Origin of the sequence: Methylocystis sp. L43 (genome assembly GCF_015709525.1) — a bacterium.
In the GTDB taxonomy this organism is placed as follows: Bacteria; Pseudomonadota; Alphaproteobacteria; order Rhizobiales; family Beijerinckiaceae; genus Methylocystis.
This window is the reverse complement of the sequence record NZ_JADNRA010000033.1, coordinates 58,036-71,751: the sequence shown is the minus strand read 5'-3', so window position 1 is coordinate 71,751 and position 13,716 is coordinate 58,036. Positions and strand designations below refer to the sequence as shown.

Genomic DNA, 13,716 nt, shown 5'->3' with positions numbered 1-13,716 from the left:
CGGCGCGCCAGCGATCATCGCGCGGAATGTAAGGCGTGGCCGTCGCCAAGGAAAGGGCGCGGCGCAGCGCCGAAATGAGGTAGAATGCGCCTTCGCGGGAAGGATGCGGAGCAAAATGCAGATCGACGAGATCATTGGCAATTTCGAGCTGCTCGATGAGTGGGAGGACCGCTACCGCTATCTCATCGAGCTTGGGCGCACGCTCGAGCCGCTGCCGAAAGACGCCTATACGGACGCGAACAAGGTGCGCGGCTGCGCCAGCCAGGTGTGGCTCGAAACGACGCCGACGCGCGACGCCGACGGGCGCACCGCGCTCGCGTTTCGCGGCGACAGCGACGCGCATATCGTGCGCGGCCTCGTCGCGCTCGTGCTGGCGCTCTATTCGGGGCGGCCGGCGCAGGAGATCGTCGAAACCGACGCGGCGCCGCTCTTTAAGGAGCTCGGCCTCGCCGAACATCTGACGCCGCAGCGCGCCAACGGACTGCGCTCGATGGTCGAGCGCATCAAGAAAGAAGCCAAAGAGGCGATGGCGGCGTAGCCCCCTCCCCAGCCCTCCCCCGCTTCGCGGGAGAGGGAGTCAGACGCTGCGCTTCGTCGATGCTGGGGTATTGCGATCAACGCTGCGCGGCGCTGCCCACCCTCCCCTAGAGGGGGAGGGTCGGACTGCGAAGCAGTTCGGGGTGGGGTGAACCCCCATCCAACGCTCTTGCCGCATCGTCTTTCTTCGGCGCTTCGCATTTGTCACCCCACCCCGAAGCGCTGCGCGCTTCGACCCTCCCCCTCAAGGGGAGGGTGAATTCACACTCTCGGCCGATAATCCTCGGCGCCCCAATGCAGCAGCGCCTGCGCGCGGTCGCGGCCGCGCGCTTCGATCGCGAGCCCGTAATGGCGCGCCAATCGATCAAGCGCGATTTTGAGCACGACTTTCGCCGCGCGGGGCGGCCAGCCGCGTTCGCTTTCGACAATCTCCATGCCTTTCAGATAGCCGCAGACGTCGGTCAAGAGGCCCGCCAGTTCCGGCCCCACCGCGTCGACGGCGCGCGCAAGACGCCGGCGCGCGTCGATGGCAACCTCGGAGACGGCGCCGGCGTCGGCGCCGCGGCGGGCGGCGTTGATCGACGCCTCCCAATTCGCGGTCACGCGCTGCAAGAGCTGCGCCTGTTCGATGTCGCGGCGAAAGCGCTCGCCGGCTTCGAGCTGCGCGGCGTCGAGAAAGCTTCGCCCCTCGCGGTCCTTTCGCCGCGCCAGCCAGGCGAGCGGGCTTTCCGCGTCATTGACGAGCGTCGGACGCGCGGCCTTTTCGAGCTGGCGCAGCGCATAGGATGCGTGCTGGGCGCGAAACGGCTCGGCCTGATCGACGTCGGGCGCGGACAATCGGCGCAGATGCGCGCGGCCGGCGTCGGTGAGCGCCAACCGACGCTCGCCGCCTTCCTGCTCCCATCGCACGAGCCCCTCGGCGAGCGCGGCGTCGCAGGCGGCGGCCGCAAATCGCGCGCGCGCCACGGTGACGCCTTTACGCGCGGCGAGCACGACGAGCGTCGAGGGCTCGAGCGCGCTGAGCGCACCGCGCGCCCCCGGCTCGGCAAGCGCCTGCAGCAGCCGGCGCATGGCGCGGCCGGTTTCCTCCCGGGTTGGGGTCCCCGCGCTTTTCTTCATTGCGCGCTCCCTTGGGAAAGGAGGGCGCAAATCATGTCGCGCTGCGCGGCCAGCGCGGTTTCGAGCCGGCGGGCGCCGGCGTCAAACAGCGGATCGTCGCGCAGATCTTCGATCGTCGCGCAGGCGTGACGGACGGTGGCGCGGTCGCGCGCGAAAGCTTTGGCGCAGGCCGAAACGCTGGCGCCGAGCGCGACATGGTGGAGATAGACGGCGAGCTGACGCGCCCGCGCGACCGAAGCGCGGGAGCGGCGGGGAGAAAAGAGATCGGCGAAGGGCGCGCCCTTCGCGGCGGCGGCCGCGGCGGCGCTAAGCCCCGGAATGAGCGTCGGATCGAGAAACATCGAGGTCTCCAGCTGGGTGGCGGGCAACCGTAAGCTGGAAAATAATCCTATTCAAGGACAAAAAGCTTATCCTCATCCGTTCGCGGGAGAACATTCTCTGCGTCACGGAGGATGATCCATGACGCACAAGCCAGTTCACGCCCCGCAAGACGACCGCCCCGCCCGCTTCGCCACAGCAGCCGGCGCGGCGCTCGACGCCGCCCTCGTCGCGGGTCTCAACGCCTATGATCGCACGCGCGCGCTGGCGCGTTTCCATCGCCTGTCGCCTCAGACGATCGCCAGCGAATCGCCCGATGCGGCGCGCGCCGCGCTCAAGGAAATCGAGCGCGCGATGCGCGGCGAACGCGCCCGGCGAGGGCATTGGAGCTATGATCTCAACCGGCATATCAGCCTGCTCGTCGCCCATCGCGCCGAGACCGCCCGGCTTCATCGCCTGTTGAATCGCGCATGAGCGCGCCCGCGCTTCCGCCCTCCTGCGCAATGCTTTAAGCTTCACGCTTTCGATCAGAGACGCAAAGGCCGGCGATGTATCTGGAGAAAATTCTGGCGCTGCTGGCTGCGGCGCTCGTCGCGGTCGGAGCCGGCATCGGCCTGACCTGGCTGGCCCTCAATCCCACGCCGCGCATGGCCGATGCGGGATCGGGGATCGCGGCGCCCGCCAATGGGCAAGTCGACAAGGGAAGCGCGCGGCAGCAGATCGAGGCCCTGATCGCCTCGACGCCGGATTATGCGCGCTACTTCGCAAGACTTCGCGAGACCTTCACGGCCGATTACGAAGCGGCGATCAATGATTTCGCCACCCGCCTCGCGCAGACGAAAGAAGAGCAGAGCGTCGATTATTATCTGTCCGAGGCGGTGCGCCGCATCCGCACCTCGCGCGGCGCCCTGGCGGCGAAGGCCGAGCCTGAGCCGATCGCCCGCGTCTTCGAAAAGCAGCTGGAAGTGCTGCAGGCGGTGGCGCGGGAGGATAAGCGCATGTGCGTCGCCTTCCTCTACGGCGCGACCAATCTCGACTTTCAGCGATTCGCCGCCTCCCGCCGCCAGATCGTCTCGGACATGGCGCTTGCGGGATTAGAGGCGATCGTCAGCGGACAAGCCAAAAAGATCGATCGGACCGCGCCGACAGAGGCGGACTTCCGGGTGTTGGAGACCGCGCTCGCCGCGCGGGGTCTGAGCAAGATCGAGATCGACGCGCTGCTCGACGGCAAGATGCCCACGCCGCCGCTCGAAGACGCCCGCATGTGCGGCGCCGGGCAGACCTATTTCGAGGTGCTGAAAACCCTGCCCGAACCCGCCCGCACGAAAGTCTATGGGCTGGCGCTGGAATTGATGGCGCGCTCTTAAAGCGGAGAAGCGCTTAAGCGCGTCATGGCCCCGCATGCGCCGGGCGCGCCGGCGCCTGCGCCCGGGGAGCCGGCGCAGCATCGCCTCCCGGCTTCGCGGGCGCCTCCAGCAGCTGGCGCAGTTGCGCGACGGCGATCCGGATCAGCGCTTCGCGCGGTCGCGCCGGCCCGATCTCGACCGCCGCCATATTCGCCATCACCATGGCCAGGTTTTCGGTCGGCGCCCCCTCGGCGGTGAACAGCGCCAGATCCTCGTTCGGACCGCCGACGACGCCCTGGGCCAGGTTGGCCGCGTAAGTGGCGATCCGCGCCTGCTCCCCGGAGCAATTCGAAACGCCAAGCGGCGGCAGGCGCGGCGCGGGCGACGGCGGCAGGTCGGCGAGGGTTGTCCGAGGCGACGGTTCGATCAGCTCGGCGAGCTTTTCCCGCCGCGCGGGAAGCTCGGAGACGCCGGCCATGATCGAGGGCGCCGGCATGAGGTCGACGGGCTTTCCGAGCGGTCGCCGGGCCGTCTTCAGATTGACCCCGCCGCGCCCATGCGACGCCAGCCAGCGCGCGCGAAGCGTATTTTGGATGCCGCGCGGCGCAATCCCATTGCGGGCGACGCGCTGCGGCAACATGCGCGCGAGGGCGCGCGGTTTCGCCGAACTGGAATCGGGACTTACGGCGGCCACCGGCCGCCGCGCGGCGGGCGCGAACACGAGCGAACATTGCGCCGGCGCCCAGCGCTCGACGATGGCGCGCGCCGTGCGCCGCCCATAGTTGACGTAATATCGGCGCAGCAGCAGCGCGGCGACGGCGGCGCCCTCCTCCGCCGAAGCGAAAGCGACATGGCCGTCTGCGTCGGCGGCGATCTCGCCGTTCCACCCCGCGCTCTTGATGCACCAGTAATTGTTGAGCTTGACGCAGCGGGCCGGTTCGCCCGCTTCGGCGCCGAGCGCCCGGCGGATCGCGGCGACGGGCCCCATCTCCAGCGCCAGGGCGCTTTCGAAGCGCCAATTGTCCACGGCGCGCGCTTGAGGCTGATAGGCGGGGCTTGGCGTCGCGGCGAACATCGACCAGGGCGCGACCATCGCCGCCGGCGCCTTATGGGGCGCAGCTACGGCCAGCATCGTCAGGAGCGCTTCGATCAGCATGGCCGCCTTGGGGGTTTGCGAACTGCGCTAGTCGGGGTCTTCCGTCGCCTCGCCCCGTAGAATGCCCGGCGTGACGAAGCGCGCAAGTCGCGCCCCGCCCCTGCCGACGTCCGCCCAATGATCGGTCTCGAAGTCGAGCATCGCCAGCGCCGCCGTTGGGAATTTTGAGCGCATCAGCGCCAAATCTTCCGCCTCGCCCGAACCGGCGAGCCAGGAGGCAAGTTCGGCGAAGCCCGGATTGTGACCGACGGCGAGCAGCGTCGCGACCCTGTCAGGCGTCTGCCGCAAAATCTCGACCAGATGGTCGACGGTCGCAAGATAAATCGTATTCTCGATCAGATGCGTGACATGGCCTGGGAACGCTTCCAGCACCTGGTCGAGGGTCTGCTTGGCGCGACGCGCATCGGAGGCGACGGCGAGGCCCGGCATAATGTCGGCGTCTCGCAGATATTCGCCCATGCGCCGCGCATCCTCCATCCCTCGCCGGGTGAGCGGACGTTGGCGGTCGCCGCCGGCCGAATGCCGGTCGGCCTTGCCATGGCGCAGGAGCAGGAGTCGACGCATGCGGCCTCTCTATCACGGCGTCGCCGCGCCGCCACGCGCCGCCCCTCGCTAAACGCCGGCTGCGACGAAACTACGCGCCTCTTTACCCCGAAAGGCGCGGCGTGCAAGCTCTCCCCGTTCGTCTTCCCAAGGTTTTCTAATGCGCAAATCCCTCGCCATCGGCGTCGTGACGTCGCTTTCGCTCATGAGTTTCGCGGCGCCTGCGCCGGGCGCCGGCGAAAAGCCGCTCACGCTCGACAACCTCGTCATCACGCTCGGCGCGACGACCTATCATATCCCGCGCATCGAAATCGAAGGCGCGAGTCTGCCGGCGATGGAGTTGGCCGCGCTGTTTTTGAGCGGCGACGCAAATGTCGCGGCGCGTCTTGCGCGCATTTCGGCGCGGCGAATCGCCGTGCCTTCCATGTCGAGCGAAAGCCGCAATGAGTCGAACAGCGAACGCGCCGCGTATCGCAAGCTGCTGTTCGAGAATGTCGTTTCAGGGCGGGCCGCGACCGTACGCGGCGACGGCGGCGAGGAAACGATCGAATCCACGAAAGGCGGCGTTCAGCGCGTCTCCTGGGGGGCCTCTGTCGCCAAGGGCGTCGATCTCGCCGAACTCGCGCGTCTGGCGCTCTCCGCGCGCGGCGAGGCCAATGAACCGCTGAAGCCGTTGGTCGATGAGGAAGTCGTCGAGTCTTCGCGCCTTGAAGACGCAAGCGCCAATCTCGTTCTGACGACGGGCCGTTTGAAGATCGAGGGCGTGCGCGGCCGCGCGCTGCGGACTCCCGCCGGCAAACTCATTGAAAGATTCGCCAAGCTCGATCCGGCGAAGCCCGAAGACGATCCCGCGCTGAGGCGCGATGTCCTGGATGCGCTTCAATCCTTCGAGGCGGCGTCGATCGACGTTGATGACATCGTCGCGACCGGCAAGGGCGAACCCGCAGGGAAGCCGTTCACGGCGAAGATCGCGCGCGTCGGTCTGCGCAAAGTGGCGGGCGCCGGCGCCGGCGAGATGTTTTTGGACGATTTTTCGCTCGCCGCATCGGACGGCGGCCATCTGTCGGTGAAGCGATTTGCGCTGAATGACGTGCAACTGGCGCCGGTTTTAGAGGGCGCCGCCTATCCCAAGCTCGCGCGCATCGAGCTGCGCGGCGTCGCCGGCGATATTCCCGACCCAAAGATCAGTGAACCATCGCGCATGAAATTCAGCGTCGAGAACGCCAGCGCGACGTTCGACAATTTTCTTGGCATGACGCCGACGAAATTCTCCGGCCGCGTCGATAATTTCGTCGTCGATCTTTCGGCGCGCGGCGAAACGCAGACGACATCGCATTTCCTGGCGCTCGGCTATCGCGAGCTCGCGCTCTCCGGCGTCGCCGCTGGAGAATGGCGCGAGAAGACGTCGGAAGCGGCGCTGGAGCCCGTCGCGATCGACGCCAAAGACATGGGCGTCGCGCATCTTTCGGCGCTCTTCGGCAATGTGTCGAGCGCGGCCTTCTCGTCTTCGCCCCTCATCTCGCGCGCCGCCATGCTCACCGCGTCAGTCAAATCAGTCGATCTGACGCTCGAAGGCGATGGTCTCGTCGATCGCGTGCTCGCACTTGAAGCCAAGGAGCAGAAAACGTCCGTCGACAAGGCGCGCGCCGATTACGCCAAGGCCGCCGCGACGGCGATCACGGCGCTCGGCGGCGCAGGGGCAAACGCCAAGCGCATCGCCGACGCGGTCTCGGCCTATATCGAGAAGCCGAAACGCCTGCATCTGCGCTTTGCCGCGCCAAAGGGCGTCAACGCCATCGACGTGCTGGCGCGAAAGCCGAGCGAAATTCTGGAAAGCCTCGAGGTCGAGGCGAGCGCCGATCGATGACCCGCCAGCCGGGGGCTGCTGCTAACCGGCGGTCCGCCAACGCTACTGCACTGTCGCTGTCACTTCTCCGTTTATTGTTTCTATTTTCAATCGTAGTCGCCTGGAACAGATGGCGCCTAGCGCATCTCTATCTTTGGCGGACAGCTCTAAAGGATATTTTCTCTTTGAGGTCGTCGTTGACCATACGTCGAAAACTTTCACGAGCCGCGTGGCGTCCCAGCTCGCGACAATGCGCCAGCGCGCCACATTGTCCTCGTAATCGTCATCATCGCCCGGAACTGGGATCTGCTTTTCGGGCAGCGCCCGCCGAATATATTCGTTGATATTGGCCTCCGGCGGCACAATGCAGATCGTGTCCGCCGAAAACAGCTGGTTCAGATTCAAGAGCTGATTTTGACGAGGCGCTGACAATACGAACGCTGTGATGTCATGCCCAGAGTCTTGGGGCCATAAATATTGAGCAAGGCGAAACAACGGCAAAACGCCAATAATCACAAACGATAGAACGACCATAGTAAGCACAAAATAGTACGCGCGTCTTTCAGTTTTGCTGACAATCATTCCACTGCCATATTTTTTCGGGACAACCGAGTGCTACTTCGGCTGCGGAACTCCCGGCCCCGCCTTCTTCAGAGCTTCACGCTCATACTTGGAATAGCCGCCGGCTTCTCTGACGTCGAACGGCGCTTCTTCACTTATGGACACGGCCGATTTATTGCCCGTCGCAATCTGGTCCAAATAACGAAGCCTATAAGAGACTTCTGGCGTTCCGCTTGCGTCCATACACTGCGGCGCTAAATCCTTCTTTTTCCCATCCGCTGTTCGGTAAAGTTTAACATTAATGGAATGGTCCATTTTATCGAAGGGTTGCTTTTCCGCCGGCAATCTGCCGGGAAAACCAAACGGCCTTACAGGTAGTTGCTCGTCTACGATGACTCTCAGGCGAAATCCGTGGTATTTCGTATTACATTCCTTGCGCCACAATTTTTTCTCTTCAATAACGTGCACATCTTTGAAAGCGCAATATTTTGTATTTTCTCCCACCGAGATGTACGCCAAGTCCTTCGAAGTCGACGCGTCCTTGACCGAGATGACGTTGTTCTCGCGGGTGAACTTTATGTCAGAATATTTAGTCGAGCGCGCCGCGGAAACGCCCGGCGGCGCGGAAAATCGGTTGAGGATTTTGTAGTCCGAACTGCACTCGTAGGAGTCGGGATCATCGCCCCTATAGGTCTCTGCCGCTTCGGCCGGAGCAGCCCTGCCGAAAAGCATCGCGGCGAGCAGAAGCGCGCCGAGGCGCAGCCTGCCTCCAGCGGCAGACGATGATCTGCGCAAACGCTTGTTGAAAGGCCTCAAGACAATCCTTCCCGTAATTCGCCGCTACACGGGGATAGGCATCGCCAATAGTCACTGAAACAGTAACCGCTATGCCCACGCCGTCAAGCCGACCTGCATAAACAACAGGGCTCTGAATCCAGGTTAACAAGGCGTCCTCTCACCGCGTCATGGCCGCGCTTGTCGCGGCCATTCACGCGACGACATGATGCAAATGTCAGAACATGAGCCGAGCATGCCGTTTCCACGCGATGCGTTTCGCGATGTCCCGGCGTGGATGCCCGGCACAAGGCCGGGCATGACGGCTGAAAGAAAGCTGAACCCGAGTTCGAAGCACTGGCATAAGCAACAGGGCTCCGAATTCAGGTGAACAAGGCGTCATCTCACCGCGTCATGCCGCGCTTGTCGCGGCCATCCACGCGACGACATGATGCAAATGTCAGAACATGAGCCGAATGCCTCCGCGCGATGCGTTTCGCGATGTCCCGGCGTGGATGCCCGGCGCAAGGCCGGGCATGACGGCTGAAAGCGAGCTGAAATTAACCCCAGTTCGAAGCACTGGCTAAGCAAAGCGCGCGTTTACGCTGGCGACGACCCCATCGCCACGGCGCGCGCCACGGCTGCGAGTAACGTCAGCGCCCGGAAAAGTTCGGCTCGCGCTTCTCGAGGAACGCGGCGCGCCCTTCCATGTAATCCGCGCTGTCGAAACAGGCGCTCGTCAGCGCTTCGCACTGCGCATGCGACGACGCGCCGGGCAGGCGCGCGGCGGCGCGGATCGCCGCCTTGGCGGCGCGCAGTGTCAGAGGCGCGCCAGCGGCGATGGTTTCGGCGAGCGCATGCACGGCGCCTTCAAAACTCTCGGTGGCGAAGAGGCGGCTGACGAAGCCGCGCTCCTTGGCTTCATCAGCAGTCAGGCGGCGCGCCGTGTAAAAGAGATCGAACGCGAGTTGCGGGCCGACCGCGGCGACGACATAGGCCATCGCCGAGGGCGGATAGCCGACGCCGAGCTTCGCCGCCGGAATCGCGAATGTCGCTTGCCCATCGGCGATGCGCAGATCGCAAGCCGCGGCGATTCCGAATCCGCCGCCCATGCAGAAGCCCGACACGGCCGCGATCGTCGGCTTGGAGAGATTCGAAATCGAGTCGAAGGCCTCGACATTGGCGTCCTCATAGATGCGCCCGCCCTCGCTCGTCGCGCGCAGGTTGGAGAATTCGCTGATGTCGGCGCCGGAACAGAACGGCAGACCCGGCGCCCCGCTGATGACGAGAACGCGCGCGTCCTCCGCGGCGTCGACGGCCCGCAGCAGTGACGGCAGCGCGCGCCACATCTCGAAGTCGAACGCGTTCCGCTTGGCGGGATTTTCGATATAGAGGCGCGCGACGCCGAATTCGATTGTGACGCGCAGCTTCGGGGTCGGAGATATGATCGCCATTGTTCCTCGTACAGCAAAGTTTCAACGTCGCCGGATCGCTCAATAGCAGCCATTCGGCGTCCATGTCGGCTTGTTTGCACCCCCGACAAGGTCGTCCTCATGAACGGCGTCAACGACGCAAACCAGCGCGTCGGCGCATCGGCCTCTGTCGAATATACGGGAAAACTCGTTGAGTATTTCGCCGACGTCGACGACGTCGAGATCATCTCCATAACGCCGGTCAACGAACGGAACTCAAGCCGCCGACTCTCTGTAGCGCCGTCAAGCACGCGATATTAAGCTGTTTCTACGACGGAGAGTTCGTCGGCGGCGCGGTTTCGCTCGGAAAAGCCGCGCGGGCCGCGAAATAGCGCCGCCTTCTTGCGCGCATCGCTGCTATAAGCCCGCCATGGACCTCCTTTCTCGCCTGCTCCACCGCGACGGGCTGATGCTGATCATCGACAAGCCCGCCGGCGTCGCCGTCCATCGCGGGCCGAAGGGCGGCCCGAGCCTCGAAGACGCCTTCGACCAGCTGCGCTTCGGCCTGCCGCGTCCGCCGGCGCTGGCCCACCGGCTGGACAAGGACACGTCCGGCTGCCTCGTTCTTGGGCGCCACCGTAAGGCTCTCGAGCGGCTCGGCAGGTTGTTCAAGTCCGGCCGCATCGGCAAGACCTATTGGGCCGTGGTCGAAGGCGCCCCCGCGAGCGAAGAAGGCGAAATCGACCTCCCGCTCGGACGGCTCGACGCGACGCGGGGCTGGTGGATGCGGCCGGACCCGCTCGGCCTGCCCGCCAGAACCTCCTGGCGGGTGCTTGGCGGAAGCCCTGACAACACGCTGACGTTTATCGAATTCACGCCGCACACCGGCCGCACGCATCAGATCCGCGTGCATGCCCAGGCGTTGGGATGGCCTATTCTCGGCGATCCCATCTACGGCTCAGGTCGCCGCGAGGACTCAGCGCCGCTACATCTTCATGCGCGCGCGGTGAGCGTGCCGATGCAGGACGGCAAGCCGCCCGTGGAAGCTGTCGCTGCGCCGCCCGCGCATATGGGCAAGGCGCTCGCCGCATGCGGATGGAACAGCGAAGCGCAACCGTAACGCGGCGATTGCAAATCACCGCCGAAACGACCAACATATGAGGGAATTTTGGAGCGACCAATGGCGCCCGCCGCCCCGCCTTCGACGAGCGAAGCCTCATGCGCGAGGGGCCGCAGCGCCTTCGCGCTGGACCGCGCGCTGCTCTACGATCTCGCCGATATCGCGCTGACGGGCGCGAGGCAAAATGGCGCCAGTTACGCCGACGTCAGAATCGGCGAAACGCGGCGCGAATACGCCTTCGCCAAGGACGACCGCTTGGAAAGTTTCGACGAGCGGGCGTCGCAGGGCTTCGGCGTGCGCGTGCTGCTCGACGGCTGCTGGGGATTTTATGGCGCGCGGCGGCTCGATCCGCAGAGCCTGCGCGATGGCGTCGATCGAGCGCTGGAGAACGCCCGCGCGGTGAAGCGGATACAAACCCAGCCGATCGCGCTTGAGCGGCTGCCCGTGCATGAAGCCGAATGGATCATGCCTATGGGCGTCGATCCCTTCGAAGTGTCCGCGGGCGAGAAGGCCGACCTGCTGCTTTCGATCATCGCCAGCGCGCGTGATCACGGCGCGGATTTTTGTTCCGCGTCGCTTTCGGCGACCTGCGAAGAGCGATTCTTCGCCAATAGCCTTGGCAGCCGCATTCATCAAACCCGCACGCGCGTCGCGCCGAACTTTCAGGCGACAGCCATCGACCGCGCCAGCGGCCGTTTCGCGACGCGTGACTGCCTGGCGCCGGCGCGCGGCGCCGGCTGGGATTACATCGTCGGCGCCGGCCTGATCGAGGAAGCCGCACGGGCCGGCGAGGAGGCGCGCGCGAAGCTTGGCGCTAAGCCAGTAACGCCGGGCGACTACGACGTCGTGATCGACCCGACGAATCTGTGGCTCACCATTCACGAGACGGTCGGCCATTCGACCGAACTCGACCGCGTGCTGGGCTGGGAGGCGAATTTCGCCGGAACGAGCTTTGTCAAACCCCATATGCTCAACAAACTGCAGTTCGGCTCCGAATTGATGACGATCGTCGCCGATCGCGCGCAACCCGGCGCGCTCGCCACGATCGGCTTCGACGACGACGGCGCCCCCGCGGAAGCCGCTGAGTTCGCCATCGTCGAAAAGGGCGTGTTCAAAAATTTCCAGATGGCGCTTGGACAGGCGCATCTCATCGGCCTGTCGCATTCGAACGGCTGCGCCTATGCGGACAGTCCGACGACGTTTCCCATTCAGCGCATGCCGAATATTTCGCTCAAGCCCAATCCTCAGAAATGCTCCTTCAGCGATCTCATCAGCGATGTCGAGAACGGCATTTATGTCGTGGGCGCAGGCAGCTGGAGCATCGATCAGCAGCGCGATAACTTCCAGTTCGGCGGACAGCTCTTCTATGAGATCAGGAACGGCCAGCTCGGCGAACTGCTGCGCGACGGCGCCTATCAGGGCCGCACCACGCAATTTTGGAACTCTCTCGCAGGGCTATGCGACGCGAGCGCCTATCATCTCGACGGCACCTTCACTTGCGGCAAGGCCGAGCCGGTGCAGGTGGCGCCGGTCTCGCATGGCAGCCCCCCGGCGCTCTTTCGCAATGTGCGCTTGCTGAACACGAGCGACGACGCATAGCGCATGTTTCTTTCTTCAGACGACGCAAAGTCGATCGCCGACAATGTTCTCGCACGCTCCAAGGCCGACGCCTGCGCCGTGCATATCCAAGGCGGCTTGGATCAAAGTCTGCGCTTCGCGCGCGGCGGCGCGACGACCAATCTCGCGACCGCGGAAGCTGCTCTGCGCATCTCGTCACATATTGGCGGGCGCATCGGCTCCTGCAGCATCTCGCGTTTCGACGACGCGGCGTTGGCCGCCGCCGTGGCGCGCTCGGAAGAGATCGCGCGCCTATTGCCCGTCGATCCGGATTATGTCGCGCCGCTCGGCCCGCAGAATTACGGCTTCTCCGACCGTTATGACGAGACTACCGCCAATCTGCGCCTCGACGCCCTCGCCGACGCGGCGGCGCGCGTCATCGAGGAAGGCGCGCGCATCGGCGTCGACACCTTCGGCTGCGCGACGACGGCAAGGCGATTCGACGCATATGCGACGAGCGCCGGCCTTTTCGCCTATGAGCGGCGCAGCGAAATTGATCTCTCCGCCACGGCGCGCAACCGCGCCGACGCTTGGTCGGGATGGGCCGGCGCGCATCAATTTTTCGCTGATCGACTCGATGCGGAGGCGATCGCGCGCGTCGCCTGCGCCAAAGGCGCGCATGACGCGATTCCCGTCGATCTCGAACCCGGCGCGTATACGGTTGTTCTTGAGCCCGACGCGACGACCGAGCTCGCTTTTTGGCTCATCAGAACAATGGAGGCGCGCGCCGCCGACGAGGGGAGAAGCTTCTTCGCGCGTCCTGGCGGCGGCGCGCTTTTGGGCGAGAAGCTCTTTGACGAAAAGCTCACGATCCGCGTCGATCCGGCTGATCCGCTGGCGCCCGAAGCCGCCGTCGGTTACGAGGGCGTGCCGCATCGCGCCCGCGCCTTTGTGAAGAACGGCGTTGTGACGACGCTCTATCGTTCACGCGCCTGGGCGCAAAAGACCGAATCCGAACCCATCCCCTTCGCGCAGAATTTCGTGATGTCCGGCGGCGACGTTTCGCTGGACGACATGGTTCGCTCGGTGCGGCGCGGCGTCCTGGTGACGCGGTTTTGGTACACCAATATCGTCGATCGGAAGAGCCTGCTGCTGACCGGCCTCACCCGCGACGGCAATTTCCTTATCGAGAACGGCCGGATCGTCGCGCCCATGCGCAACATGCGCTTCAATCAGCGATTGGGCGAGCTGTTCAGCAACATCAAAGCGCTCGGTCCAACGCGTCGGACCTGGCGCGCGGCCGGCGAAGGCGGCGCGCCGGCAGCGCCGGCGATGCTCGTCGAAGGCTTCAATTTCTCGTCGAAGTCGAGCGGGATATAGAGCCCGCGCGCGTTCATGTATGATGCGCGCCTCGCAGCCGGAGCCCG

General features: G+C 64.9%; 14 protein-coding genes. 7 read left to right on the top strand and 7 right to left on the bottom strand.

The window, feature by feature from the left end:
- Positions 1-115: 115 nt before the first annotated feature.
- On the top strand, positions 116-538 hold the full coding sequence (locus IYX23_RS13845) for a SufE family protein (RefSeq protein WP_196393341.1): 423 nt from the start codon (positions 116-118) through the stop codon (positions 536-538).
- Between the two features lie 260 nt (positions 539-798).
- Here IYX23_RS13845 and IYX23_RS13840 read toward each other — a convergent pair whose 3' ends face one another.
- Together IYX23_RS13840 and IYX23_RS13835 are read right to left on the bottom strand one after the other, a co-directional pair.
- Positions 799-1,656 (bottom strand): DUF6456 domain-containing protein, encoded by an 858-nt coding sequence (locus IYX23_RS13840; RefSeq protein WP_196393340.1) that lies wholly within the window; start codon positions 1,654-1,656, stop codon positions 799-801.
- Positions 1,653-1,997, bottom strand: a complete 345-nt coding sequence (locus IYX23_RS13835; RefSeq protein ID WP_154451079.1) for a helix-turn-helix domain-containing protein — start codon at positions 1,995-1,997, stop codon at positions 1,653-1,655. The genes IYX23_RS13840 and IYX23_RS13835 overlap by 4 nt, the downstream gene beginning before the upstream one ends.
- Before the next feature lie 118 nt (positions 1,998-2,115).
- Here IYX23_RS13835 and IYX23_RS13830 point away from each other — a divergent pair, with 118 nt between their 5' ends.
- The gene (locus tag IYX23_RS13830; RefSeq protein ID WP_196393339.1) at positions 2,116-2,448 is read left to right on the top strand and encodes a DUF6477 family protein; all 333 of its coding nucleotides are present in this window, start codon (positions 2,116-2,118) and stop codon (positions 2,446-2,448) included.
- 74 nt (positions 2,449-2,522) lie between these two features.
- Complete coding sequence (locus tag IYX23_RS13825; protein WP_196393338.1) at positions 2,523-3,341, top strand: hypothetical protein; 819 nt, start codon at positions 2,523-2,525, stop codon at positions 3,339-3,341.
- 22 nt (positions 3,342-3,363) lie between these two features.
- Here the strand turns inward: IYX23_RS13825 and IYX23_RS13820 are convergent, their stop codons facing one another.
- Complete coding sequence (locus tag IYX23_RS13820; protein WP_196393337.1) at positions 3,364-4,476, bottom strand: hypothetical protein; 1,113 nt, start codon at positions 4,474-4,476, stop codon at positions 3,364-3,366.
- Positions 4,477-4,503: 27 nt separating this feature from the next.
- The gene (locus IYX23_RS13815; protein ID WP_154451083.1) at positions 4,504-5,040 is read right to left on the bottom strand and encodes a histidine phosphatase family protein; all 537 of its coding nucleotides are present in this window, start codon (positions 5,038-5,040) and stop codon (positions 4,504-4,506) included.
- A gap of 139 nt (positions 5,041-5,179) precedes the next feature.
- Between IYX23_RS13815 and IYX23_RS13810 the strand changes: the two genes are divergently transcribed.
- Positions 5,180-6,886 (top strand): hypothetical protein, encoded by a 1,707-nt coding sequence (locus IYX23_RS13810; protein WP_196393336.1) that lies wholly within the window; start codon positions 5,180-5,182, stop codon positions 6,884-6,886.
- A 42-nt stretch (positions 6,887-6,928) separates the two neighbouring features.
- On the opposite strand, the gene IYX23_RS13805 is transcribed toward IYX23_RS13810, so the two are convergent.
- The 3 genes from IYX23_RS13805 to IYX23_RS13795 all read right to left on the bottom strand — a co-directional run bounded on the left by IYX23_RS13805 (position 6,929) and on the right by IYX23_RS13795 (position 9,654).
- Positions 6,929-7,447 carry a hypothetical protein gene (locus IYX23_RS13805; RefSeq protein ID WP_196393335.1) on the bottom strand — a complete coding sequence of 173 codons (519 nt, stop codon included), beginning with the start codon at positions 7,445-7,447 and terminating at the stop codon, positions 6,929-6,931.
- Positions 7,448-7,480: 33 nt separating this feature from the next.
- Entirely contained in the window at positions 7,481-8,242 is a 762-nt protein-coding gene (locus IYX23_RS13800; protein ID WP_196393334.1) for a hypothetical protein, read from the bottom strand.
- Positions 8,243-8,853: 611 nt separating this feature from the next.
- Positions 8,854-9,654, bottom strand: a complete 801-nt coding sequence (locus IYX23_RS13795) for an enoyl-CoA hydratase (protein WP_196393333.1) — start codon at positions 9,652-9,654, stop codon at positions 8,854-8,856.
- A 388-nt stretch (positions 9,655-10,042) separates the two neighbouring features.
- On the opposite strand from IYX23_RS13795, the gene IYX23_RS13790 reads away from it, so the two are divergent.
- The 3 genes from IYX23_RS13790 to IYX23_RS13780 are packed head-to-tail and all read left to right on the top strand — an operon-like array spanning position 10,043 to position 13,669.
- Positions 10,043-10,732 carry an RNA pseudouridine synthase gene (locus IYX23_RS13790; protein ID WP_196393332.1) on the top strand — a complete coding sequence of 230 codons (690 nt, stop codon included), beginning with the start codon at positions 10,043-10,045 and terminating at the stop codon, positions 10,730-10,732.
- 60 nt (positions 10,733-10,792) lie between these two features.
- A complete protein-coding gene (locus IYX23_RS13785; RefSeq protein ID WP_196393331.1) occupies positions 10,793-12,331 on the top strand; it encodes a TldD/PmbA family protein in 1,539 nt (512 codons plus the stop codon).
- 3 nt (positions 12,332-12,334) lie between these two features.
- A complete protein-coding gene (locus tag IYX23_RS13780; protein WP_196393330.1) occupies positions 12,335-13,669 on the top strand; it encodes a metallopeptidase TldD-related protein in 1,335 nt (444 codons plus the stop codon).
- Positions 13,670-13,716 lie beyond the last annotated feature (47 nt).

Coding starts and splice junctions, on each gene's coding strand:
- IYX23_RS13845 (WP_196393341.1), top strand. CDS start 116: ATGCAGATCGACGAGATCATTGGCAATTTCGAGCTGCTCGATGAGTGG.
- IYX23_RS13840 (WP_196393340.1), bottom strand. CDS start 1,656: ATGAAGAAAAGCGCGGGGACCCCAACCCGGGAGGAAACCGGCCGCGCC.
- IYX23_RS13835 (WP_154451079.1), bottom strand. CDS start 1,997: ATGTTTCTCGATCCGACGCTCATTCCGGGGCTTAGCGCCGCCGCGGCC.
- IYX23_RS13830 (WP_196393339.1), top strand. CDS start 2,116: ATGACGCACAAGCCAGTTCACGCCCCGCAAGACGACCGCCCCGCCCGC.
- IYX23_RS13825 (WP_196393338.1), top strand. CDS start 2,523: ATGTATCTGGAGAAAATTCTGGCGCTGCTGGCTGCGGCGCTCGTCGCG.
- IYX23_RS13820 (WP_196393337.1), bottom strand. CDS start 4,476: ATGCTGATCGAAGCGCTCCTGACGATGCTGGCCGTAGCTGCGCCCCAT.
- IYX23_RS13815 (WP_154451083.1), bottom strand. CDS start 5,040: ATGCGTCGACTCCTGCTCCTGCGCCATGGCAAGGCCGACCGGCATTCG.
- IYX23_RS13810 (WP_196393336.1), top strand. CDS start 5,180: ATGCGCAAATCCCTCGCCATCGGCGTCGTGACGTCGCTTTCGCTCATG.
- IYX23_RS13805 (WP_196393335.1), bottom strand. CDS start 7,447: ATGATTGTCAGCAAAACTGAAAGACGCGCGTACTATTTTGTGCTTACT.
- IYX23_RS13795 (WP_196393333.1), bottom strand. CDS start 9,654: ATGGCGATCATATCTCCGACCCCGAAGCTGCGCGTCACAATCGAATTC.
- IYX23_RS13790 (WP_196393332.1), top strand. CDS start 10,043: ATGGACCTCCTTTCTCGCCTGCTCCACCGCGACGGGCTGATGCTGATC.
- IYX23_RS13785 (WP_196393331.1), top strand. CDS start 10,793: ATGGCGCCCGCCGCCCCGCCTTCGACGAGCGAAGCCTCATGCGCGAGG.
- IYX23_RS13780 (WP_196393330.1), top strand. CDS start 12,335: ATGTTTCTTTCTTCAGACGACGCAAAGTCGATCGCCGACAATGTTCTC.